Annotated in this window: 14 protein-coding genes; 4 read left to right on the plus strand and 10 right to left on the minus strand. The window is 66.8% G+C overall.

What is annotated here, in order from left to right; translation table 11 throughout:
* Positions 1 to 180: 180 nt before the first annotated feature.
* From nirB to cobA, 4 genes are read left to right on the plus strand one after another with little or no spacing between them, the layout of a single operon-like run.
* Positions 181 to 2,670, plus strand: coding sequence for a nitrite reductase large subunit NirB (gene nirB, locus H2037_RS03140; RefSeq protein ID WP_050771652.1), 2,490 nt, complete (start codon positions 181 to 183; stop codon positions 2,668 to 2,670).
* 17 nt (positions 2,671 to 2,687) lie between these two features.
* The gene (gene nirD, locus H2037_RS03145; protein ID WP_008260425.1) at positions 2,688 to 3,002 is read left to right on the plus strand and encodes a nitrite reductase small subunit NirD; all 315 of its coding nucleotides are present in this window, start codon (positions 2,688 to 2,690) and stop codon (positions 3,000 to 3,002) included.
* On the plus strand, positions 2,974 to 5,574 hold the full coding sequence (locus H2037_RS03150) for a nitrate reductase (protein ID WP_292117599.1): 2,601 nt from the start codon (positions 2,974 to 2,976) through the stop codon (positions 5,572 to 5,574). The genes nirD and H2037_RS03150 overlap by 29 nt, the downstream gene beginning before the upstream one ends.
* Before the next feature lie 14 nt (positions 5,575 to 5,588).
* On the plus strand, positions 5,589 to 6,437 hold the full coding sequence (gene cobA / locus H2037_RS03155) for a uroporphyrinogen-III C-methyltransferase (protein ID WP_292117601.1): 849 nt from the start codon (positions 5,589 to 5,591) through the stop codon (positions 6,435 to 6,437).
* A gap of 21 nt (positions 6,438 to 6,458) precedes the next feature.
* Here the strand turns inward: cobA and H2037_RS03160 are convergent, their stop codons facing one another.
* Genes H2037_RS03160 through H2037_RS03205 form a run of 10 tightly spaced genes read right to left on the minus strand, consistent with a single transcriptional unit; the run spans position 6,459 to position 18,741 of the window.
* A complete protein-coding gene (locus H2037_RS03160; protein WP_292117604.1) occupies positions 6,459 to 7,052 on the minus strand; it encodes a molybdenum cofactor guanylyltransferase in 594 nt (197 codons plus the stop codon).
* Positions 7,049 to 7,732 carry a carbonic anhydrase gene (locus H2037_RS03165; RefSeq protein ID WP_008258838.1) on the minus strand — a complete coding sequence of 228 codons (684 nt, stop codon included), beginning with the start codon at positions 7,730 to 7,732 and terminating at the stop codon, positions 7,049 to 7,051. The genes H2037_RS03160 and H2037_RS03165 overlap by 4 nt, the downstream gene beginning before the upstream one ends.
* On the minus strand, positions 7,729 to 8,310 hold the full coding sequence (locus tag H2037_RS03170) for a hemerythrin domain-containing protein (protein WP_287926171.1): 582 nt from the start codon (positions 8,308 to 8,310) through the stop codon (positions 7,729 to 7,731). Before H2037_RS03170 ends, H2037_RS03165 begins: the two co-directional genes overlap by 4 nt.
* Positions 8,311 to 8,314: 4 nt before the next feature.
* Positions 8,315 to 9,538, minus strand: coding sequence for a hypothetical protein (locus H2037_RS03175; RefSeq protein ID WP_292117606.1), 1,224 nt, complete (start codon positions 9,536 to 9,538; stop codon positions 8,315 to 8,317).
* Position 9,539: 1 nt separating this feature from the next.
* Entirely contained in the window at positions 9,540 to 10,652 is a 1,113-nt protein-coding gene (locus H2037_RS03180; RefSeq protein ID WP_292117608.1) for a peptidylprolyl isomerase, read from the minus strand.
* Positions 10,649 to 11,368, minus strand: coding sequence for a respiratory nitrate reductase subunit gamma (gene narI, locus H2037_RS03185; protein WP_008263174.1), 720 nt, complete (start codon positions 11,366 to 11,368; stop codon positions 10,649 to 10,651). Before narI ends, H2037_RS03180 begins: the two co-directional genes overlap by 4 nt.
* An 11-nt stretch (positions 11,369 to 11,379) precedes the next feature.
* Positions 11,380 to 12,090 carry a nitrate reductase molybdenum cofactor assembly chaperone gene (gene narJ / locus H2037_RS03190; RefSeq protein WP_008262296.1) on the minus strand — a complete coding sequence of 237 codons (711 nt, stop codon included), beginning with the start codon at positions 12,088 to 12,090 and terminating at the stop codon, positions 11,380 to 11,382.
* Between the two features lie 2 nt (positions 12,091 to 12,092).
* Positions 12,093 to 13,619: a nitrate reductase subunit beta gene (gene narH, locus H2037_RS03195; protein ID WP_292117613.1), complete on the minus strand. Its 1,527-nt coding sequence runs from the start codon at positions 13,617 to 13,619 to the stop codon at positions 12,093 to 12,095.
* Positions 13,616 to 17,347 carry a nitrate reductase subunit alpha gene (locus H2037_RS03200; protein WP_292117616.1) on the minus strand — a complete coding sequence of 1,244 codons (3,732 nt, stop codon included), beginning with the start codon at positions 17,345 to 17,347 and terminating at the stop codon, positions 13,616 to 13,618. Before H2037_RS03200 ends, narH begins: the two co-directional genes overlap by 4 nt.
* A 2-nt stretch (positions 17,348 to 17,349) precedes the next feature.
* Positions 17,350 to 18,741, minus strand: a complete 1,392-nt coding sequence (locus H2037_RS03205) for an MFS transporter (protein ID WP_292117617.1) — start codon at positions 18,739 to 18,741, stop codon at positions 17,350 to 17,352.
* Between the last annotated feature and the right edge of the window lie 8 nt (positions 18,742 to 18,749).

Below are 18,749 nucleotides of genomic sequence, written 5' to 3' on the forward strand. Positions count from 1 at the left end.
GTCAACCTCATCGAACTGAGGCAAGGACGCCTCGGATTGGTCGGAACCCTCCATCGATGGGGAGTCCCGGTTTTCGCGCCCTGACCGGATCGGTGGGGGTGATCGAGATTTGGCAAAGCCGCCATGCAGGCGCTGGGAAACCAGCGTCTGCATGGCGGCTTTTTTCGTTTGGGGCGTCGAATGGACGGTTTTGCAAAGGTCTTGGCGCGGTCCACGGGCGCGACCCGGGACACCCGGGAGCATCTGGTCGTCGTCGGCAATGGCATGGCCGGCTGCCGGGCGGTGGAGGAAATTCTCGCGCGCGACGCAGACCGATACCGGGTGACCATCTTCGGGGCCGAACCCCATGTGAACTACAACAGGATCATGTTGTCCCCCGTGCTGGCGGGCGAGAAGACCTTCGATCAGATCGTCATCAACGACCGCGCCTGGTACGCCGACAATGACATCGAACTGATCGTGTCGGATCCCGTCGAGGCGATCGATCGCGCCGCCCGGACCGTGACCGCGAAGTCAGGCCGCACCGTCGGCTATGATCGTCTGCTGATCGCCACCGGATCGGACCCCTTCATCATCCCCGTGCCGGGTCACGACCTCGACGGCGTCATCAGCTTCCGCGACATGGCCGACGTCGACCGGATGGTCGCCGCCGCGCAGCAGGGCGGGGACGCGGTTGTCATCGGCGGCGGCCTTCTGGGCCTGGAGGCGGCGCACGGCTTGAGCCTGCGGGGCATGAAGGTGACGGTCATCCATCTGATGCCGAACCTGATGGAACGGCAGCTGGACGAGGCCGCCGGCTGGCTGCTGAAGTCGGCGCTGGAGGCCCGGGGGCAGACCATCCTGACCGGCGGCGATACGGCGGAGATCGTCGGCGACGTCGGCGTCGAGGGGGTGCGACTGAAGGACGGTCGGCTGATCCCGGCGTCCCTCGTCGTCATGGCGGTCGGCATCCGACCCAATATAAGTCTAGCGCGTGCGGCCGGACTGGCCGTGGGGCGCGGCATTCATGTGGACGACCATATGGTCACCTCCGACCCGGCGGTTTTGGCCGTCGGAGAATGCGTCGAACACGCCGGTCAGGTCTATGGCCTGGTCGCCCCCCTGTGGGACATGTGTCGCGCCCTGGCCGATGGACTGACGGATCGTCATACGGGCTATCGTGGCTCGGTGACCTCGACCAAGCTCAAGGTGTCCGGCATTGACGTGTTTTCCGCTGGGGATTTTTCGGGCGGCGAGGGGGCGCAGGACATCGTCCTGAGGGACGCGTCGCGCGGCGTCTACAAGCGGGTGGTGGTGCGCGAGGACCGGATCGCGGGCGCGGTCCTGTACGGCGACACCGCCGATGGCGGCTGGTATTTCGACCTGATGAAACGGGGCGAGGACATCTCGTCGGTCCGCGACATGCTGATCTTCGGTCAGGCCTTCGCCCTGGGAGGAGGGCCGCCGGACCCTAGGGCGGCCGTTGCAGCCCTCTCGGACGAAGCCGAGATCTGCGGCTGCAACGGCGTGTCCAAGAAGACGGTTGTCGCCGCAATCGAGGGCGGCGCGGCGACGCTGGACGCCATTCGCGGCGGCTGCAAGGCGTCGGCCTCCTGCGGCTCCTGCACCGGTCTGGTGGAAACCCTGCTGGCGGTGACCCTGGGCGACGACTATGCGGGCGAGCGCGCCGTTCGGACCCTGTGCAAATGCACCAGCTTCGGTCACGACGACGTGCGTCGGGAGATCGTGGCCCAAGGGATGCGGACAATCCCTGAGGTCATGCAAAGACTCCATTGGACGACGCCCGACGGCTGTTCGTCGTGCCGTCCGGCCTTGAATTATTATCTGCTGTGCGCCCTGCCCGGAGACTATGTGGACGACCAGCAAAGCCGGTTCGTCAACGAACGTCTGCACGCCAATATCCAGAAGGACGGGACCTATTCGGTGGTGCCGCGGATGTGGGGCGGGGTCACCAATCCGCGCGAACTGCGCGCCATCGCCGATGTGGTCGAGAAATACGACGCCCCCCTGGTCAAGGTCACCGGCGGCCAGAGGCTGGATATCTTTGGCATCAAGAAGGAGGATCTGCCGGCGGTCTGGGCGGATCTGAACGCCGCAGGCATGGTGTCGGGCCACGCCTACGGCAAATCACTCCGCACGGTGAAGACCTGCGTCGGGTCGGACTGGTGCCGGTTCGGCACCCAGGACTCCACCGGTCTGGGCATCCAGGCCGAGCGCATGACCTGGGGCAGCTGGATGCCCCACAAGTTCAAGATCGCGGTGTCGGGCTGCCCCCGCAACTGCGCCGAGGCCACCATCAAGGATTTCGGCGTCATCTGCGTCGACAGCGGTTATGAACTCCATGTCGGGGGCAACGGCGGCATCCATGTTCGGGTCACCGATCTGTTGTGCAAGGTCGCGACCGAGGCCGAGGCGCTGCACTATTGCGCCGCCTTCATCCAGCTTTACCGCGAACAGGCCCGCTATCTCGAGCGCACCGCGCCCTGGATCGAACGCGTCGGACTGGAGTGGATCAAGGCCCGGATCGTCGAGGACGCCGAGGGGCGCGACGCCCTGGCCGCACGCTTCCTCTACGCCCAGAGCTTCAGCCAGGAGGATCCCTGGGCCGCACGAGTGAGCGGGGTCGATCGCGAACTTCACCAACCCCTGGTCCTGGCGGAGACGGCGTGATGCGGGCGGAGCGATGGATGGATGCGGGGGCCGTCGAGGAGATCCCCCTGCGCGGCGCCCGCACGGTTACGGTGGGTGAAGACGCGATCGCGGTGTTCCGCACAGGCGACGGCGCCGTCTTCGCCCTGATCGATCGTTGCCCCCACAAGGGTGGCCCGCTGAGCCAGGGTATCGTCCACGGCCACAGCGTCGCCTGCCCGCTGCACAACTGGAGCATCGCCCTGGCCACCGGCGAAGCGCAGGCGCCGGATCGCGGCTGCACCCCGACGATCCCGGTCAGGATCGAAGCCGGGCGGGTGCTGATTGCGACGTCCAGCCCGGTCCTCGCCTGAGGTGACCCGGCCCGTCTGCACCACCTGTCCCTATTGCGGCGTCGGCTGCGGCGTGGTCGCGCGCGTCACGGGCGAGCGCACGGTGGACATCGCGGGCGACCGCGACCACCCCGCCAATAGGGGGCGGCTGTGTTCCAAGGGCACACATCTGGGCGAGACGGTCGGACTGAACGGCAGGCTGCTGCACCCGATGATCGGCGACCGGCGCGCCGCCTGGGACGAGGCGCTGGATCTGGTGGCGGACCGTTTCGCGACCGCCGTCGCCGAGCACGGCCCTGACAGCGTCGGCTTCTATGTCTCGGGCCAGCTTCTGACCGAGGACTATTATGTGGCCAACAAGCTGATGAAGGGGTTTATCGGCTCGGCCAATATCGACACCAATTCAAGACTTTGCATGTCCAGCGCGGTGTCGGCTCATCTGCGGGCCTTCGGCGAGGACGTCGTGCCGGCCTGTTACGAGGACCTGGAGGCGGCCGATCTGATCGTGCTGGTCGGCTCCAACACCGCCTGGTGCCATCCCGTGGTCTGGCAAAGGATCGAGGCGGCCCGGTCGCGAAGCGGCGTCAAGCTTGTCGTCATCGATCCGCGCCGCACCGAGACCGCTGAGATGGCGGATCTGCATCTGCCCCTTCGCGCCGGAACAGACGTCAGACTTTTCAACAGTCTTCTGGCGGCGCTTCGTGCACGAGGGCAGGTCGATGAGGCCTATATCGCGGCCCATGTCCTCACCGCTGAAGGCTTTTGGGAGGGGATTGCGGAGGACGCGGACCCGGGCGCCGCCGCGGCGGCCTGCGGTCTCGATCCTGTCGTCCTCGACGCCTTCTTCGATCTGGCGGCCCGTCATCCCCGCACCGTCACCCTGTTCAGTCAGGGCGTGAACCAGTCGACCCAGGGCGCCGACAAGGCCAACGCCATCATCAATTTTCATCTGGCGACCGGTCGGATCGGAAAGCCCGGCGCGGCGCCCTTCTCCATCACCGGACAACCGAACGCCATGGGCGGGCGCGAGGTCGGGGGGCTGGCCTCCACCCTGGCCGCCCATATGGATTTCGCCGAGGACCATCGGGATCGCGTCGGGCGGTTCTGGGGCGCCCCGGCCCTGGCGGCCGTCCCCGGATTGAAGGCCGTGGATCTGTTCCGGGCCGCCGGCGACGGTCGGCTCAAGGCCCTGTGGATTATGGCCACCAATCCGGCCGTCAGCATGCCCGACGCCGGCGCGGTCCGCGACGCCCTGGCGGCCTGTCCCTTCGTCGTCGTCTCGGACGTGATGGCCGACACCGACACCGGCCGCCTGGCCCATGTGCGGTTCCCTGCGGCGGCCTGGGGGGAGAAAGACGGGACGGTCACCAACTCCGAGCGCATGATCAGCCGCCAGAGACCTTTCTTCCCTCCGCCGGGCGAGGCGCGGCCCGACTGGCGGACCCTCGCGGACGTGGGGCGTCGGATGGGGCACGGGTCCGGTTTCGCCTGGACCACGCCGGCCGAGGTGTTCGACGAACATTGCCGACTGACCGCCTTCGAGAACGACGGGCGTCGGCGTCTGGACCTGTCGCCGCTGATCGGCCTGGAGGCGGCGGCCTATGACCGGATGACGCCCGTCCGTTGGGGCGCCGATCGCGTCTTCGCGGACGGTTCTTTTTCGACGCCGGACGGCCGGGCCCGTCTGGTGGCGGTGCGCCAACAGCCGCTGGTGAACCACGACCTGATCCTGAACACCGGACGCTATCGGGATCAGTGGCATACGATGAGCCGCACCGGATTGTCGCCGCGCCTGTCCCAGCACCGTCGCGAACCCCTGGTCGAGCTACACCCCGACGACGCGGCGCGGTTCGGCCTGGCTGACGGGGATCTGGCCGTCGTGCGGACGGCGCAGGGCGAGAGCGTCTTCCGTCTTGCAATCACCGACGCCCAGAGACCGGGCGAGGCCTTCGCGCCGATCCACTGGACGGACCGGACGGCGTCGGGGGGGCGGACGGGGCGGCTGGCCGATCCTGCGGCGGACCCCGTGTCGGGCCAGCCGGGGTTCAAACGAACGGCCATGACCGTGACCCGGCTTCACACCGACTGGCGCGCCTTCTTGATCCTGCGGGGGGAGACCGGGGTTCAGCCGGACTGTGTCTGGTGGGCGGCGGTGACGGCCCCCGGCGGCCGACTGTTCGAACTGGCGGGGAACGGCGATCCGCACGCCCTGGAGGCCCTGCTGCCGGACGGGGAGCGGATGACGGCCGTGGACCCGGCGCGCGGGACCTTGCGGATCGGCGTCCTGAAGGACGGGCGGCTTCAGGGCGCGCTGTTTGTCGCGCGCGACGGGCGACTTCCGGCGCGGGACTGGCTGCTGGCCCAGCTGTCGGAGACGGTTGAGACCGCCGGGCTCCTGGCCGGGCGAGCGCCGGGGGCGGCCGTGGATCGCGGGCCGGTCGTCTGCGCCTGTTTCGACGTGGGCGCCCGGACCATCCTGACCGCCATCGCCGAACAGGGGCTGACGAGCGTGGCCGAGGTCGGCGCGGCCCTGTCCGCCGGCTCCAACTGCGGCTCGTGCCGCCCCGCCATCGCCAGACTGCTTGCCGCCTAGGAGGGCGACCGTCCATGACCCGCACAGATCCGTCTCACGCCGCCTTTCCCCGTCGAACCTCTATCAAGGCCGGCGGGTCCATCGGGGGCGAGGTCTGGCTGGTCGGAGCCGGGCCGGGCGATCCCGACCTGATCACCCGACAGGCCGAACGCCTGATCCGCGCCGCCGACGTCGTCTTTTATGACGCCCTGGTCGGGCCGGGGGTTCTGGCGCTCATTCCCGATGCGGTCGAACGCGTTTGCGTGGGCAAGCGGGCCGGCGCCCATTCCAAGCCCCAGGGCGGCATCAACGATCTGCTGCTGGCGGCCGCCCTGGCAGGCCGACGGGTGGTGCGGCTGAAGGGCGGCGACCCGTCGATGTTCGGCCGGTCCGCCGAGGAAATGGCTCATCTTCAGGCGCATGGGGTGCGCGTCCATGTGGCGCCGGGGGTTACGACGGCCAGCGCCGCCGCCGCCCGCGCCGGCGTCTCTCTGACCTTGAGGGGCGTGGCGCGGCGGGTTCAGTTCGTCACAGCCCATGCCCGCGCCGGAGAAGCCCTCGACATGGACTGGGCCGCGCTCGCCGATCCCAGCGCCACCCTGGCCGTCTATATGGGACGAGCCGCCGCGCCGGAACTGAAGCGGCGCCTGATGGCGGAGGGCATGGCGGGAGATACGCCCGTGCTGGTCGCCGTCAATGTCAGCCTGGCGGACGAGAAACTGCTGTTCACGCGGTTGGACCTGTTGCCCCTGACCGTCGGCGCCCTGGCGGAGGACGCGCCGACCCTGATGCTGATCGGCCAGGCCGTTGGTCGGCAAGCCGCTGTGGCGGAAACGCCCGTCGGCGCCGACGTCGCCGCAGCCGGTTCGGCGCGGCCGTGGTGACCGACCGTGTGTCCGTCTGGATCAGCCGTGTTCGGGCAGGGCGGCTTCAGCCAGGGCCAGGTCGTCAATCGTATTGATGTTCACGAAGGCGTCGTCGTCCTCCGCAGGCCAGTCCACGATGACGCGGCCCACGGCCTCGCTGAGGCCCTGCAGGGACAGCCGGCCCTCGTCGGCCCGGCGCCTTAGGACCGTGACGGCGGTGGTGCGCCACAGAGCACAGACCGGATGAAGCCGGCCCCCGCTTGCGGCCACGGCCACGCCCGACTCGGCCGTCAGGGCGGACTGGAGCCGCGATAGCAGATCGCCCGGCACGCGGGGCATGTCGCAAGCCAGGGTCAGAACCTGGTCGAAGCCGGCGTCCGCCGCCCAGACCAGGGCCGCGAACAGGCCCGCCAGGGGGCCGTCGATATCCGGCGCGTCGAGCACGATCGTCTCGACGAAACCGTCCGCCTGAGCGGGATCGCGCACCACCAGGATCACCGTCCCGGCCAGGGCGTGAGCCTTGTTCAGCGCATGGTCGAGCAGGCGCAGCCCGTTCAGCCGCCGACGCGGCTTGTCGCCCCCCATTCTTCGGCCGGCCCCGCCGGCCAGGACCGCGACAACGACGGGGCTCATGGGACCTCGCGCGGACGGGGCCGGGGCGGCTTGGCGCGCCGGGTGCGAGGCACGAGCGCCGGCGGCGCGGTCAGACTTGCGGCCTCGGCGGGACTGCTGACCGTCGTCTCGAGATCGCGCACCAGTCCGTCGCGTATGGAATAGATCCAGCCGTGAATCGACAAGACCTGGCCGCGTCGCCAGGCGTCGGTGACGAAGGGATTGCGCGACAGAGCACGGACCTGAGCCAGGACGTTCTTCTCGCAGATGAAGTTCACGCGGGTCTCGGCGTCATGGATGGCCTCTAGGTCTGTGGCGTGGTCCTCGCACAGTCTCTGGACGCGTTGCATCCAATGATCGAGCACCCCGTGCCTCTGGCCGTCGAGTACGGCGCGAACCCCGCCGCACCCGTAATGGCCGCAGACGATGATATGCCGGACCTTCAGGGACTCCAGGGCGAACTGGAGTACGGCGAGCAGGTTCATGTCCTGGGCCGGCGCCAGATTGGCGACATTGCGATGGACGAACAGTTCGCCCGGCTGCAGTCCGACCACCTCATTGGCGGGCACCCGGCTGTCGGAGCAGCCGATCCAAAGATATTCCGGCGACTGTTGCGCCGACAGGCGACGGAAATACTCTGGATCCAGTCGGGTTCGCGTCGCCGCCCAAGCCAGATTGTTGCGAAGCAGATCCTCGATCATGATGCGGTCTCGCCCATGGGCGTCTCCAGCAGGACGCCCCGGCGCGCCGCAATACGGATGCTGAGCGATCGGAGGTCCGCCGCCGTCAGCCGCAGGCGGGCAATGGGCAGGACCACGGCGTTCTCCAGCGCAATATGGCGACGTTCACGCGCGGCGAAATCGACGAACAGCTGTCGCGTCTGCAAATCATGGCCAGGCGCCCGACCGTCCATCAAGGCCTTTTGCAGCCGGTCGATCAAGGTCTGCGCGTGGGTCAGGTCGTCGCGATGTTCGGCGGACAGGGCGCCCAGGACCGCGTCGAGTTCGTCGGCGGGCTGACACCGCCGACGCAGCAGCGGAAAAAGGTCGTCCTCCTCGTCGATGACGTGCAGCGGCATGTCGTGGCGCAGGAAGTCCAGGATTTCCTGCGCCTCGTCGCCCAGCAGGACGGTCGCGGTTCCGACGCGCTCGATCAGTTGGCAGAGCTGGCGATGGCGATAGTGTTCGGCGAACAACCAGTTCAACGGTTCATGGACCAGCTCGGGAGGCAGCCGTTCGATCAGAGAGGTCTGGCTTGTCCGCGCGTCCTGTCCCGTCATGGATCTAGAACCGGTAGTCGACGGCGGCCCAGACCTTGTCGCGGTCGGCGAAGGCGACCTGGCTTCCATCGAAATGGGCGGCCTTCACCTCCAGCGCCCACCGCGCGTCCAGCGTCAGTCTGGCCGATACGTCGAGCTCCCGGCCGTAGCGGACCGAGGCGTCTGCGTCCTGGAAGTCGCGCCAGGCGGCGGTCAAGACGGCGCTGCGTCCCAGCGGCGGTCGGGCCACTGTGTAGCTGATGGTGGCGGAAACGTCGCGCAGACCGTTGGGAGGCGTGGTCAGAAAGACGTCGGCCCAGCCCTGGAAGGCGTGCAGGGTGGCCAGGGGCGTCTGGAAGGCCTGGACGCCGTCGCCATCCAACCGCTCGAGCGCCAGCGTTCCCGTCACAGGGCCGCGCTTTAGTCCTGCGGAGATCTGCCCGTAATCGAGATCGAACCGGGCTGGATTGGCGCCGTATTCCGACTGGCGGGCGTATTCGAGGGCGTAAAGGGCAGACCATTCAGGAGACAGGGGCCGGCTCCCTTCCAGTCGTGCGCCCCAGGTCGCCGAGGATTGAGCGGGCGCGTCGGCGAAGTCCAGTAGATAGCCATAGGTCGTGAGCCGTCCCGCCGGAGTGGGGGCCTCGATATTGATCAAATGACTGTCCGAGCGCCATTCCCCGACAGGGCTGTCGTCGCCGAAGACGCGATGAACCTTGTCGATCCAGGCCCAGGTGACGGTCAGGGGCTCGAACGCCTTGGTCGTCACCTTGACGGCGTCGAATGTCTGTTCGTTCTGGCGGAAACCGACATTCCCGACGAAGCGGGCGGCGCCGAGCACGATCCGCTGGCGGCCGAAGACCACCTCGGTGTCGGGCAGGCCGGTCCAGGCGATCTGCAGCCGGTTCAGCTCAAGGGCCTCCGGATCGCCCACGACCGCTCGGTGCGCAGGGCCGTGGATCGTGTCGTTATAGTCGTCGACCAAGGCGGTGACCGCCTCGCCCTCGACCAACAGGCGAAAGCCCGAATAGACCGGACTTCGCCAGCCGAGGCGCGCGCGCAGGGTCAAGGCCGTGGCGTCGTCGAGCCCGTCTTGGCCGACGTCTTCATAGCGCAGGCGGCTATCGAACAGGATGTCGCCCGCCGGACTGGAGGCGGCCGCCGCTGCTGCGGGGGACTGGGCCTGCGCCACGGCGGGCGCCGCCGTCATCAGCAGGCCGACGGCCCAGGCGCGTCCGGTCAAAGCCATGTCAATGTCTCCGGATCAGGGTGAAGGTGCGTGCAGGCTCCACCAGTTTCGATTTCAGAATGGCGCGGACGCAGGCCAGGGCCGGGTCATCGGCGCCCTGGGCGGCGGAGATCAACCGGGTCCATCCCTCGTCGTCGGCCTCGCGGATGAAGTTGGTGATTTCCCCCTGGACGAACTCGGCGGTCGCCACGCCCGCCTGGGCCGCCGTGTCGCGGGCTCGGGCGGCCAGGCCCGGATCCGCTTCGACGAGCCAGGCTTCCAGCCGCGCCGTCACGGCGGACTGGTCGTTCAGAAGGTCGCCCAAGGACAGGGCCGCTGAAGCGACGGCGCCGTCCTCGGTCACGCTCAGCCTCACACCGCCTTCGCGGGCCTCAGCGGCCAGACCGGAGACATAGCGGGCGGCGGCCGCCGTCCAGGCGCGGCTTTCCAGGTGCAGGGCGATGCGCGGCAGGACGTGCTCGAACGGCAACTGGCGGCCCTCTATGCGCCGATCCAGGCGCAGGACATGCCAGCCGAAGCGCGACCTGACCGGTTCGGACGCTGTTTCGCCGTCCTGAAGCGCATCGAGACCCGCTTCGACCTCGGCGGCGAGATCGCCCGACGAGATCTGACCCAAGGATCCGCCAACACCCTTGGACGGGCAGTCGGACAGGCGCTGGGCCAGGTCGGCGAACCGATGCGGATAAGCGGCCAACTCCGTGATCGCAGCCTTGGCCGCCGCCTGCGCTTCGGCCCAGGCGGCCTCGTCCTGAGTCCGGGGCGCCAACAGGATGTGGGAGGCCTCGGTCAGGGCCGGTGTGCAAAACCGTTTCGGCGCATGGTCATAGACGCGACGGCATTCGTCACGGCTGGGCGCGTCCACCAGGATTTCAGCCTCCAGGACCGCGCGGATCAGGGCTTCCTCGGGCGTCTCCTCGCGGCCGTCTTCATCGCACTCCGGGGCCGGGGTCAGACCCAGTTGATCGGCCCGGTCCAGCAGCAGGGCCTTGATGGCCAGGGCGTGGGCCGCCGCCTTGCGCGCCTCCTCGGCGTTCGGCGCAGGATGGTGCTGGGCCTCCTCGGCGACCAGACGCTCTGGCAGGGCCACGCCGTCGATGACGATCATAGCGCTCATCGTGCGGAGCCTCCGATGCGGCGCGTCACGGGCATGCGGCGTTTGCTGCGAACAAGCTGCCAACCGCGGCGGTTGAGATACCAGACCGGCGCGGACAGCATGTGGACGAGCCGTGTGAAAGGGAAGACCAGCAGGATCGTCAGACCCAGCGTCAGATGCGCCCGGAAGATCCAGTGGACATCGGCGATGAAGTTCGCGCTGTTCGGATTAAGGGTGAAGATGCCCTGGGCCCAGCTCATGAACTTGACCATCTCATGCCCGTCGCGGTGGCCCAGCGACAAGGGAATGGTCGCCAGCCCGAGGCAGAGCTGGGTCATGAGGATGATCAGTATGGCCATGTCGCCGAAGCTGGATGTCTGGCGGATTCGCGGATCGAACAGGCGCCGGTGGAGCAGCAACAGGCCGCCCACCAGACAGGCCGAGCCGGCCAGGCCGCCGGCCACGATCGCCAGCATCTGCTTGAAGCCATGGCTGACGCCCAGGAAGTCCCAGACGGCGATCGGGGTCAGCAGACCCACGAAATGGCCCGCGAAGATGGCCAGGATTCCGACGTGAAAGAGAACCGAGCCCACCATCAGCTGTCTGCGCCGCAGAAGCTGGGAGGAGCCGGTGCGCCAGGTGTATTGTTCACGATCGAACCGCAGCACCGAGCCGATCACCAGCACGGCCAGAGCGATATAGGGATAGACGCCGAAGGCGATGAAATTCAGGTCCATGGTCTCGATCCTCAGGCCGCAGCGTCGGCGCGGCGACTATTGTCAGGGGACGGGGCGGCGTTCATGGCGGACAGGATGGCGTCGGCCTTCGGACACCCGGCCTCGGCGGGGCCGAAGGTGACGGCGGTCTCCTCCCAGGCCTTGTCGAGGGTCTCCAGATCGTCCGGATCGTCGTCCGGCTCCTGCATCAAGGCGGCCACCGCGTCGGAATCCGGCACGGCGCCCGTCATGGCCGCCAGCGCACCGAACACGGCGCGATAGGGGCTTTCGCGCTTGTGAAGCCGCTCGGCCAGCGCCGCCAGGACATGGGCGCCTTCGCCGAGCAGAGATGCGGCGTCCTCGTCCGGCAGGGTGGACAGGAAGTCCAGGAACACCGGCAGATGGTCCGGCAGCTCATTGGCGGTCAGCTCCAGGCCGTAAGAGCCGTAGAGCTCGATCAGAGCCGCCATCGCTTGGCCCCGGTCGCGGCTCTCGCCGTGAATATGCTCATAGAGATTGAGCGACAGGGAGCGCGTTCGGTCGAAGAGGTGAACAAACCCCTCCTGAAGCTCGTACAGATCCTCGTGCTCCAGCTTGCGGGCCAGCTTGTCCAGGGCGCTGACGATGGGCGGCGGGACCAGGCCTTCCGAGCGGATGGCGGCCATGATCGCCGGGGCGGCGGTCTGGATATCCGCCGTCGGATAGGTCAGCAGAAGGGCGAGGGCGCGATAGGTCAAAGCCATGGTCAGGCCACCTCTGCTGTGGGTTTGGCGCGTGAGCGTTTGTCGGGCCCGAATAGCCCCAGTTCGGTGCGGCCGCCGGAACAGCCGTTGCCGAAGGTGAAGCCGCAGTTGCCCCGCAGGTCATAGGCGTCTTCGACCGTCTCGCGGTGCGTCGAGGGAATGACGAACCGGTCCTCGTAGTCGGCGATGGCCATGATCTTGTACATGTCGTCGATCTGGGCCGCCGTTAGGCCGACCGTCTCGGCGAGCCCGTGGTCGATGCGGCCGTCCACCGTCCGGGCGCGCATATAGGCGCGCATGGTCAGCATGCGGCGAAGCGCCAGGGTCACCGGTTCCTCGACGCCTGCGGTCAGCAGGTTGGCGAGATATTTGACCGGGATGCGAAGCGCCTCCACGTCCGGCATGTCGCCGTCCATCTCCAGGGCGCCGACAGCGGCCGCGTTCTGGATCGGGGAGAGGGGCGGCACGTACCAGACCATCGGCAGGGTCCGGTATTCGGGGTGCAGCGGCAGGGCCACCTTCCAGTCAATGGCCATCTTGTAGACCGGGCTGCGCCGCGCGCCCTCGAGCCAGGCCTCGGGCACGCCGTCCGCCCGCGCCTGGGCGATCACCCCCGGATCGTGCGGATCCAGGAAGAGGTCGAGCTGGGCTTGGTACAGATCCTTCTCGTCCGGGGTTGAAGCAGCCGCCTCGATGCGGTCCGCATCATAGAGCAAGACGCCCAGATAACGGATCCGGCCGACGCAGGTCTCCGAACAGACCGTCGGCTGGCCCACTTCGATCCGGGGGAAGCAGAAGGTGCATTTCTCGGATTTTCCCGAGTCCCAGTTGTAATAGATCTTCTTGTAGGGGCAGGCCGAGACGCACATCCGCCAGCCGCGGCATTTGTCCTGATCGATCAGAACTATACCGTCCTCCTCGCGCTTGTAGATGGCGCCGGAAGGGCAGGCGGCTACGCACGCGGGGTTGAGGCAGTGTTCGCACAGCCTCGGCAGATACATCATGAAGGTGTTTTCGAACTGGCCGTAGATCTCCTTCTGGACGTCTTCGAAATTGACGTCCTGCGAGCGCTTGGAGAACTCGCCCCCCAGGATTTCCTCCCAGTTGGGGCCCCATTCGATCTTCTCCATCCGTTTGCCGGTGATCTGCGACCGGGGCCGGGCGGTGGGGAAATGCTTCATTTCCGGCGCCGTCTGGAGATGACCGTAGTCAAAGTCGAACGGCTCGTAATAGTCGTCGATCTCGGGCAGGTCGGGGTTGGCGAAGATCTTGGCCAGGATGCGCCATTTGGCGCCCATGCGGGGCTCGATCTTGCCGTTGGGCTTGCGCCGCCAGCCGCCGTTCCACTTCTTCTGGTTTTCCCATTCCTTGGGATAACCGATGCCCGGCTTGGTCTCGACGTTGTTGAACCAAGCGTATTCCACGCCCTTGCGGCTGGTCCAGACGTTCTTGCAGGTGACGGAACAGGTATGACAGCCGATGCATTTGTCCAGGTTCAGCACCATGCCGATCTGTGCGCGGATCTTCATTGGCCGAACTCCTTGGATTTCAGAGGCTCATCGAGCCAGTCCACCTTCTTCATCTTGCGCAGCACGATGAACTCGTCCCGGTTGGAGCCGACGGTGCCGTAGTAGTTGAAGCCGTAGGCGAGTTGAGCGTAACCGCCGATCATGTGGGTCGGCTTGAGGACGGTGCGGGTCACGGAGTTGTGGATGCCGCCGCGCCGGCCGGTGATCTCCGAACCGGGCGTGTTCACGATCTTTTCCTGAGCGTGGTACATGAAGGTGGTGCCTTCGCGGATCCGCTGGGACACCACGGCCCGGGCCGTCAGGGCGCCATTGGCGTTGAACACTTCGATCCAGTCGTTGTCGACGATCCCGGCCTTGCGGGCGTCGACTTCAGAAATCCACACCACTGGGCCGCCGCGATTGAGCGTCAGCATCAGCAGATTGTCTGAATAGGTCGAGTGGATGCCCCATTTCTGGTGCGGGGTGATGAAGTTGAGCACGATCTCGGTCTCGCCGTTGGGCTTGAGACCCTTCACATGCGTCGTCTTCAGATCGACCGGCGGCTTGTAAACGCACAGCGCTTCGCCGAAGGCCCGCATCCAGAGGTGATCCTGATAGAGCTGCTGGCGGCCGGTGAGCGTCCGCCAGGGGATCAACTCATGCACATTGGTGTAGCCGGCGTTGTAGCAGACCGTCTCGCTCTCGATGCCCGACCAGATGGGCGAAGAGATGATCTTGCGAGGCTGGGCGAGCAGATCGCGGAAGCGGATCTTCTCGTCCTCCTTGGCGAGCGCCAGGTGAGCGTGTTGTCGCCCCGTCTGTTTCTCGAGCGCCGCCCAGGCCTTGACCGCCACCTCGCCGTTCGTCTCCGGCGCCAGCATCAGAATGGTCTCGCAAGCGTCTATCGCGCTGTCGATCCCCGGCATGCCCTCGGTCAGTCCCGGTTCAAGCACGGCGCCGTTGAGGGCGCGCAGTTCGTCGACCTCGTGACCGGTCTTCCAACCCAGGCCCTTGCCGCCGTTCCCGAGCGTCTCCAGCAGCGGGCCGAGGGCGGTGAACTGCTTGTAGAGGTTCGGATAGTCCCGCTCGACGACGGTGATCTGGGGCATGGTCTTGCCCGGAATGGCCTCGCACTCGCCGAGGTACCAATCCTGGACCTCGAAGGGCTGAGCCATTTCCCCGGGGCTGTCGTGCTGGATCGGGGTGAGCACCACGTCATGCTCGCGGCCCAGCACCTCAGGCGCGACCGCCGAAAATTTCTTGGCGATCGTCTTGAAGATGTCCCAGTCCGATTTCGATTCCCAGGCCGGGTCCACCGCCGCCGACAGCGGGTGGATGAACGGGTGCATGTCGGAGGTGTTGAGGTCGTTCTTCTCGTACCAGGTGGCCGTCGGCAGAACGATGTCGGAATAGACCGCCGTGGTCGACATGCGGAAATCGAGCGTGACAAGGAGGTCCAGTTTCCCCTCGGGCGCCGCGTCATGCCAGACCACGTCGACAGGCTTGACCTGTCCGGCCTCGCCCAGATCCTTGCCCTGAACGCCATGCGAGGCGCCGAGCAGGTGTTTGAGGAAATACTCGTGCCCCTTGCCCGACGAGCCCAGCAGGTTGGAGCGCCAGATGAACATGTTGCGCGGCCAGTTCGCCGGGTCGTCCGGATCCATGCAGGAGAGCTCGATCGAGCGGTCCTTGAGGCCATTCACCGTGTAGGTCTTGGGATCGACGCCCGCCGCCTCGGCGGCCTTGACCAGGTCCAACGAGTTGGTCTTCAGCGCCGGCGCCGAGGGCAGCCAGCCCATGCGTTCAGCCCGGACGTTGAAGTCGATCATCGAGGCCTTCCACGGCCCCTCCGGCGCCGTCGGCGACAGCAGTTCGTCGACCCCCACGGTTTCGTAGCGCCACTGATCGGAGTGGGCGTAGAAGAAGGAGGTCGAGTTCTGCTGACGCGGCGGACGGATCCAGTCCGTGGCGAAGGCCAGCGGCGCCCAGCCGGTCTGCGGCCGCAGCTTTTCCTGACCGACATAGTGGGCCCAGCCGCCGCCGGATTGACCGACGCAGCCGCACATCACCAGCATGTTGATGACGCCGCGGTAGTTCATGTCCATGTGGAACCAGTGATTCATCGCCGCGCCGATGATCACCATTGACTTGCCGTTGGTCTTTTCGGCGTTGGTGGCGAAGCCGCGCGCCGTGGCGATGATCTGATCCCGCGGGACCGAGGTGATGGCCTCGGCCCAGGCCGGGGAATAGGGCTCCAGGTCGTCGTAGGAGCGCGGCATGCAATCGCCGCCGAAGCCCTGGTCGACGCCGTAGTTGGCCAGGAACAGGTCATAGACGCAGGCGACCAGCGCCTCGCCGTCCTTCAGCTTGACCCGGCGGACCGGGACGTTGCGCGTCAGGACGTCAGGGTGGTCGGTGGAGGCAAAGCCGTTGCTGGCGGTGTTGGCGAAATAGGGGAAGCGCACGCCGGCGATTTCATCGTGCGCGTTCTTAAGACCCAGCTTCAGCGTGGTCTCGCGCCCAGCGGCCTCCCGCTCTTCAAGGTTCCAGCGCCCGTCCTCGCCCCAGCGGAAGCCGATCGAGCCGTTCGGGACCACGATCTCGCCGGTAGCCTCGTCTATGGCGACCGTTTTCCAGTCCGGGTTATTGGCCTGATCGAGATCGCCGACGAAGTCCGACGCCCGCACCAGGCGTTCCGGCACATAGCCGCCCGCCTGGGGGACCAGGCGGACCAGCATCGGCAGGTCGCTGTATTTGCGCAGATAGTCGCGGAAATACGGTACCTGCTTATCGATATGATACTCCTTGAGGATCACGTGGCCGAAGGCCATGGCCAAGGCTGCGTCGGTGCCCTGTTTGACGGGAAGCCACAGGTCGGAGAATTTCGACGCTTCGGAATAGTCGGGGCAGATGACGACGGACTTGGCGCCGCGATAGCGGGCCTCGGTATAAAAGTGGGCGTCCGGGGTGCGGGTCTGGGGGACGTTCGACCCCCACAGCAGCATGAAGCTGGAGTTGTACCAGTCGGCGCTTTCGGCCACGTCGGTCTGCTCGCCCCAGGTTTGAGGCGAAGCCGGCGGCAGATCGCAGTACCAGTCATAGAAGGAGCCGGTGACCCCGCCCAGCAGTTGCAGATAGCGGGCGCCGGCGGCGTAGGACACCATGGACATGGCCGGGATGGGCGAGAAGCCGAACACCCGGTCGGGACCCCAGCGCTTGGCCGTATAGGCGTTGGCGGCGGCGATGATCTCGGTGACTTCTTCCCAGTCGGCCCGCACGAAGCCGCCGGCCCCGCGCATGCTGGTGTAGGATTTGCGCGCGGCGGGATCGTTCTGAATCGAGGCCCAGGCCGCGACCGGTTCCATCGTCCGGCGGGCCTTGCGCCATACCCGCAGCAGGCGTGAGCGGATCAGCGGATATTTCACCCGGTTGGCCGAATAGAGATACCAGCTGTAGCTGGCGCCGCGCGCGCAGCCCCGGGGTTCGTGATTGGGCAGGCCCGGTCGGGTGCGAGGATAGTCGGTCTGCTGGGTCTCCCAGGTGACGATCCCGCCCTTGACGTAGATCTTCCAGGAGCAGGAGCCGGTGCAGTTCACGCCGTGGGTCGAGCGCACGACCTTGTCGTGACGCCAGCGGCTTCGATAGGCCTCCTCCCAACCGCGATCCTCGTCGTTCATGACGCCGTGGCGATCGGAGAACAGTTCGGTCTTGCGCGTGAAGAAGGCGAGACGGTCTAGGGTATGGCTCATGATCAGGCCGCCTTGGGTGCGAGGTTCAGGATCGAGCGCCGGCGGGCGTAGAAGCCCCAGTTGACGACGGCGCAGCTGCAATAGAAGGCGAGGAAGAGGTACAGGGCGATCAGCGGATCCCCGGTCGCCTTCATCGAGTTGGCGAAGGCCAGCGGGATGAAGAAACCGCCATAGGCGCCGATGGCCGACGAGAAGCCGACGATGGCCGCGGATTCCAGCTCGGCCTGCTTCAATCGCTCCGCCGCCGTGGCGCGGGGCATCAGCCGGGGCATGTCGGCGCGGACGAGGGCCGGGATCATCTGGAAGGTCGAGGCGTTGCCGACGCCGGTCCAGAAGAACAGCCACAGGAAGCTGGGGAAGAATAGGCTGAAGGACGGTTCCGCGCCGAAGGCGCCGACGCTCTGAAGCACCGCCAACACCCCCAGGATCAGGGCGTAGAAGACGATCTGTGTGACGTTGTGCCCGCCCCAGCGATCAGACACCCAGCCGGTCAAGGCCCGAGATGCTGCGCCGACCAGGGGGCCGAGGAAGGCGATCTGCAGGATGTTCACATCGGGGAAGAGCGTCTTGCCGAGCAGGGGGAAGGCGGCCGAGAAGCCGATGAAGGAGCCGAAGGTGCCGATGTAGAGAAAGCAGATCAGCCAGTTGTGCTTGCGCTGGAACACCACGGCCTGCTCGCGGAACGACGCGCGCGCCGAGGCGACGTCGTTCATGCCGAACCAGGCGGCGGCGGCGGCGATCAGAATGAAGGGGACCCAGACGAAGCCCGCATTCTGAAGCCAGACCTGATGCTGAACACCGTCTTCGACAAAGGTCTGAGGCGCGCCCAGCAGGGGGCTGAACAGGGCCACGCCGGTGATCAGAGGCGCGGTGAACTGGAGGACGCTGACCCCCAGGTTGCCGAAACCGGCGTTCAGGGCCAGGGCGTTGCCCTTCTGGGCCTTGGGAAAGAAGAAGCCGATATTGGCCATGGACGAGGCGAAGGCCGCGCCACCCAGGCCGCAGAACAGGGCCAGGACGACAAAGACCCCATAGGGCGTCTCAGGGTTCTGGACGGCGACCCCTATGCCGATGGCGGGGATGGCCAAGGACAGGGTCGATAGGGTGGTCCATAGCCGCCCGCCGAAAATGGGGACCATGAAACTGTAGAAGATCCGCAAGGTTGCGCCCGACAGGGCCGGCAGCGCCGTCAGCCAGAACAGCTCGGCGGTCGAAAACTTGAAGCCGACCGTGTTGAGACGGGTCGCCGCCGTGGACCAGAGCATCCAGATGGAAAAGGCCAGCAGCAGATTGGGGATCGAGATCCAGAGATTGCGGCGGGCGATCCGGTGTCCGGAAGCGGCCCAGAACGCGGGATCCTCCGGACGCCAGTCATGCAGAATGTGACGAGACATATGCGTCT

Origin of the sequence: Brevundimonas sp., from assembly GCF_013912065.1 — a bacterium.
GTDB lineage: Bacteria > Pseudomonadota > Alphaproteobacteria > Caulobacterales > Caulobacteraceae > Brevundimonas.

Coding starts and splice junctions, on each gene's coding strand:
- nirB (WP_050771652.1), top strand. CDS start 181: ATGGACGGTTTTGCAAAGGTCTTGGCGCGGTCCACGGGCGCGACCCGG.
- nirD (WP_008260425.1), top strand. CDS start 2,688: ATGGATGCGGGGGCCGTCGAGGAGATCCCCCTGCGCGGCGCCCGCACG.
- cobA (WP_292117601.1), top strand. CDS start 5,589: ATGACCCGCACAGATCCGTCTCACGCCGCCTTTCCCCGTCGAACCTCT.
- H2037_RS03160 (WP_292117604.1), bottom strand. CDS start 7,052: ATGAGCCCCGTCGTTGTCGCGGTCCTGGCCGGCGGGGCCGGCCGAAGA.
- H2037_RS03165 (WP_008258838.1), bottom strand. CDS start 7,732: ATGATCGAGGATCTGCTTCGCAACAATCTGGCTTGGGCGGCGACGCGA.
- H2037_RS03170 (WP_287926171.1), bottom strand. CDS start 8,310: ATGACGGGACAGGACGCGCGGACAAGCCAGACCTCTCTGATCGAACGG.
- H2037_RS03175 (WP_292117606.1), bottom strand. CDS start 9,538: ATGGCTTTGACCGGACGCGCCTGGGCCGTCGGCCTGCTGATGACGGCG.
- H2037_RS03180 (WP_292117608.1), bottom strand. CDS start 10,652: ATGAGCGCTATGATCGTCATCGACGGCGTGGCCCTGCCAGAGCGTCTG.
- narI (WP_008263174.1), bottom strand. CDS start 11,368: ATGGACCTGAATTTCATCGCCTTCGGCGTCTATCCCTATATCGCTCTG.
- narJ (WP_008262296.1), bottom strand. CDS start 12,090: ATGGCTTTGACCTATCGCGCCCTCGCCCTTCTGCTGACCTATCCGACG.
- narH (WP_292117613.1), bottom strand. CDS start 13,619: ATGAAGATCCGCGCACAGATCGGCATGGTGCTGAACCTGGACAAATGC.
- H2037_RS03200 (WP_292117616.1), bottom strand. CDS start 17,347: ATGAGCCATACCCTAGACCGTCTCGCCTTCTTCACGCGCAAGACCGAA.
- H2037_RS03205 (WP_292117617.1), bottom strand. CDS start 18,741: ATGTCTCGTCACATTCTGCATGACTGGCGTCCGGAGGATCCCGCGTTC.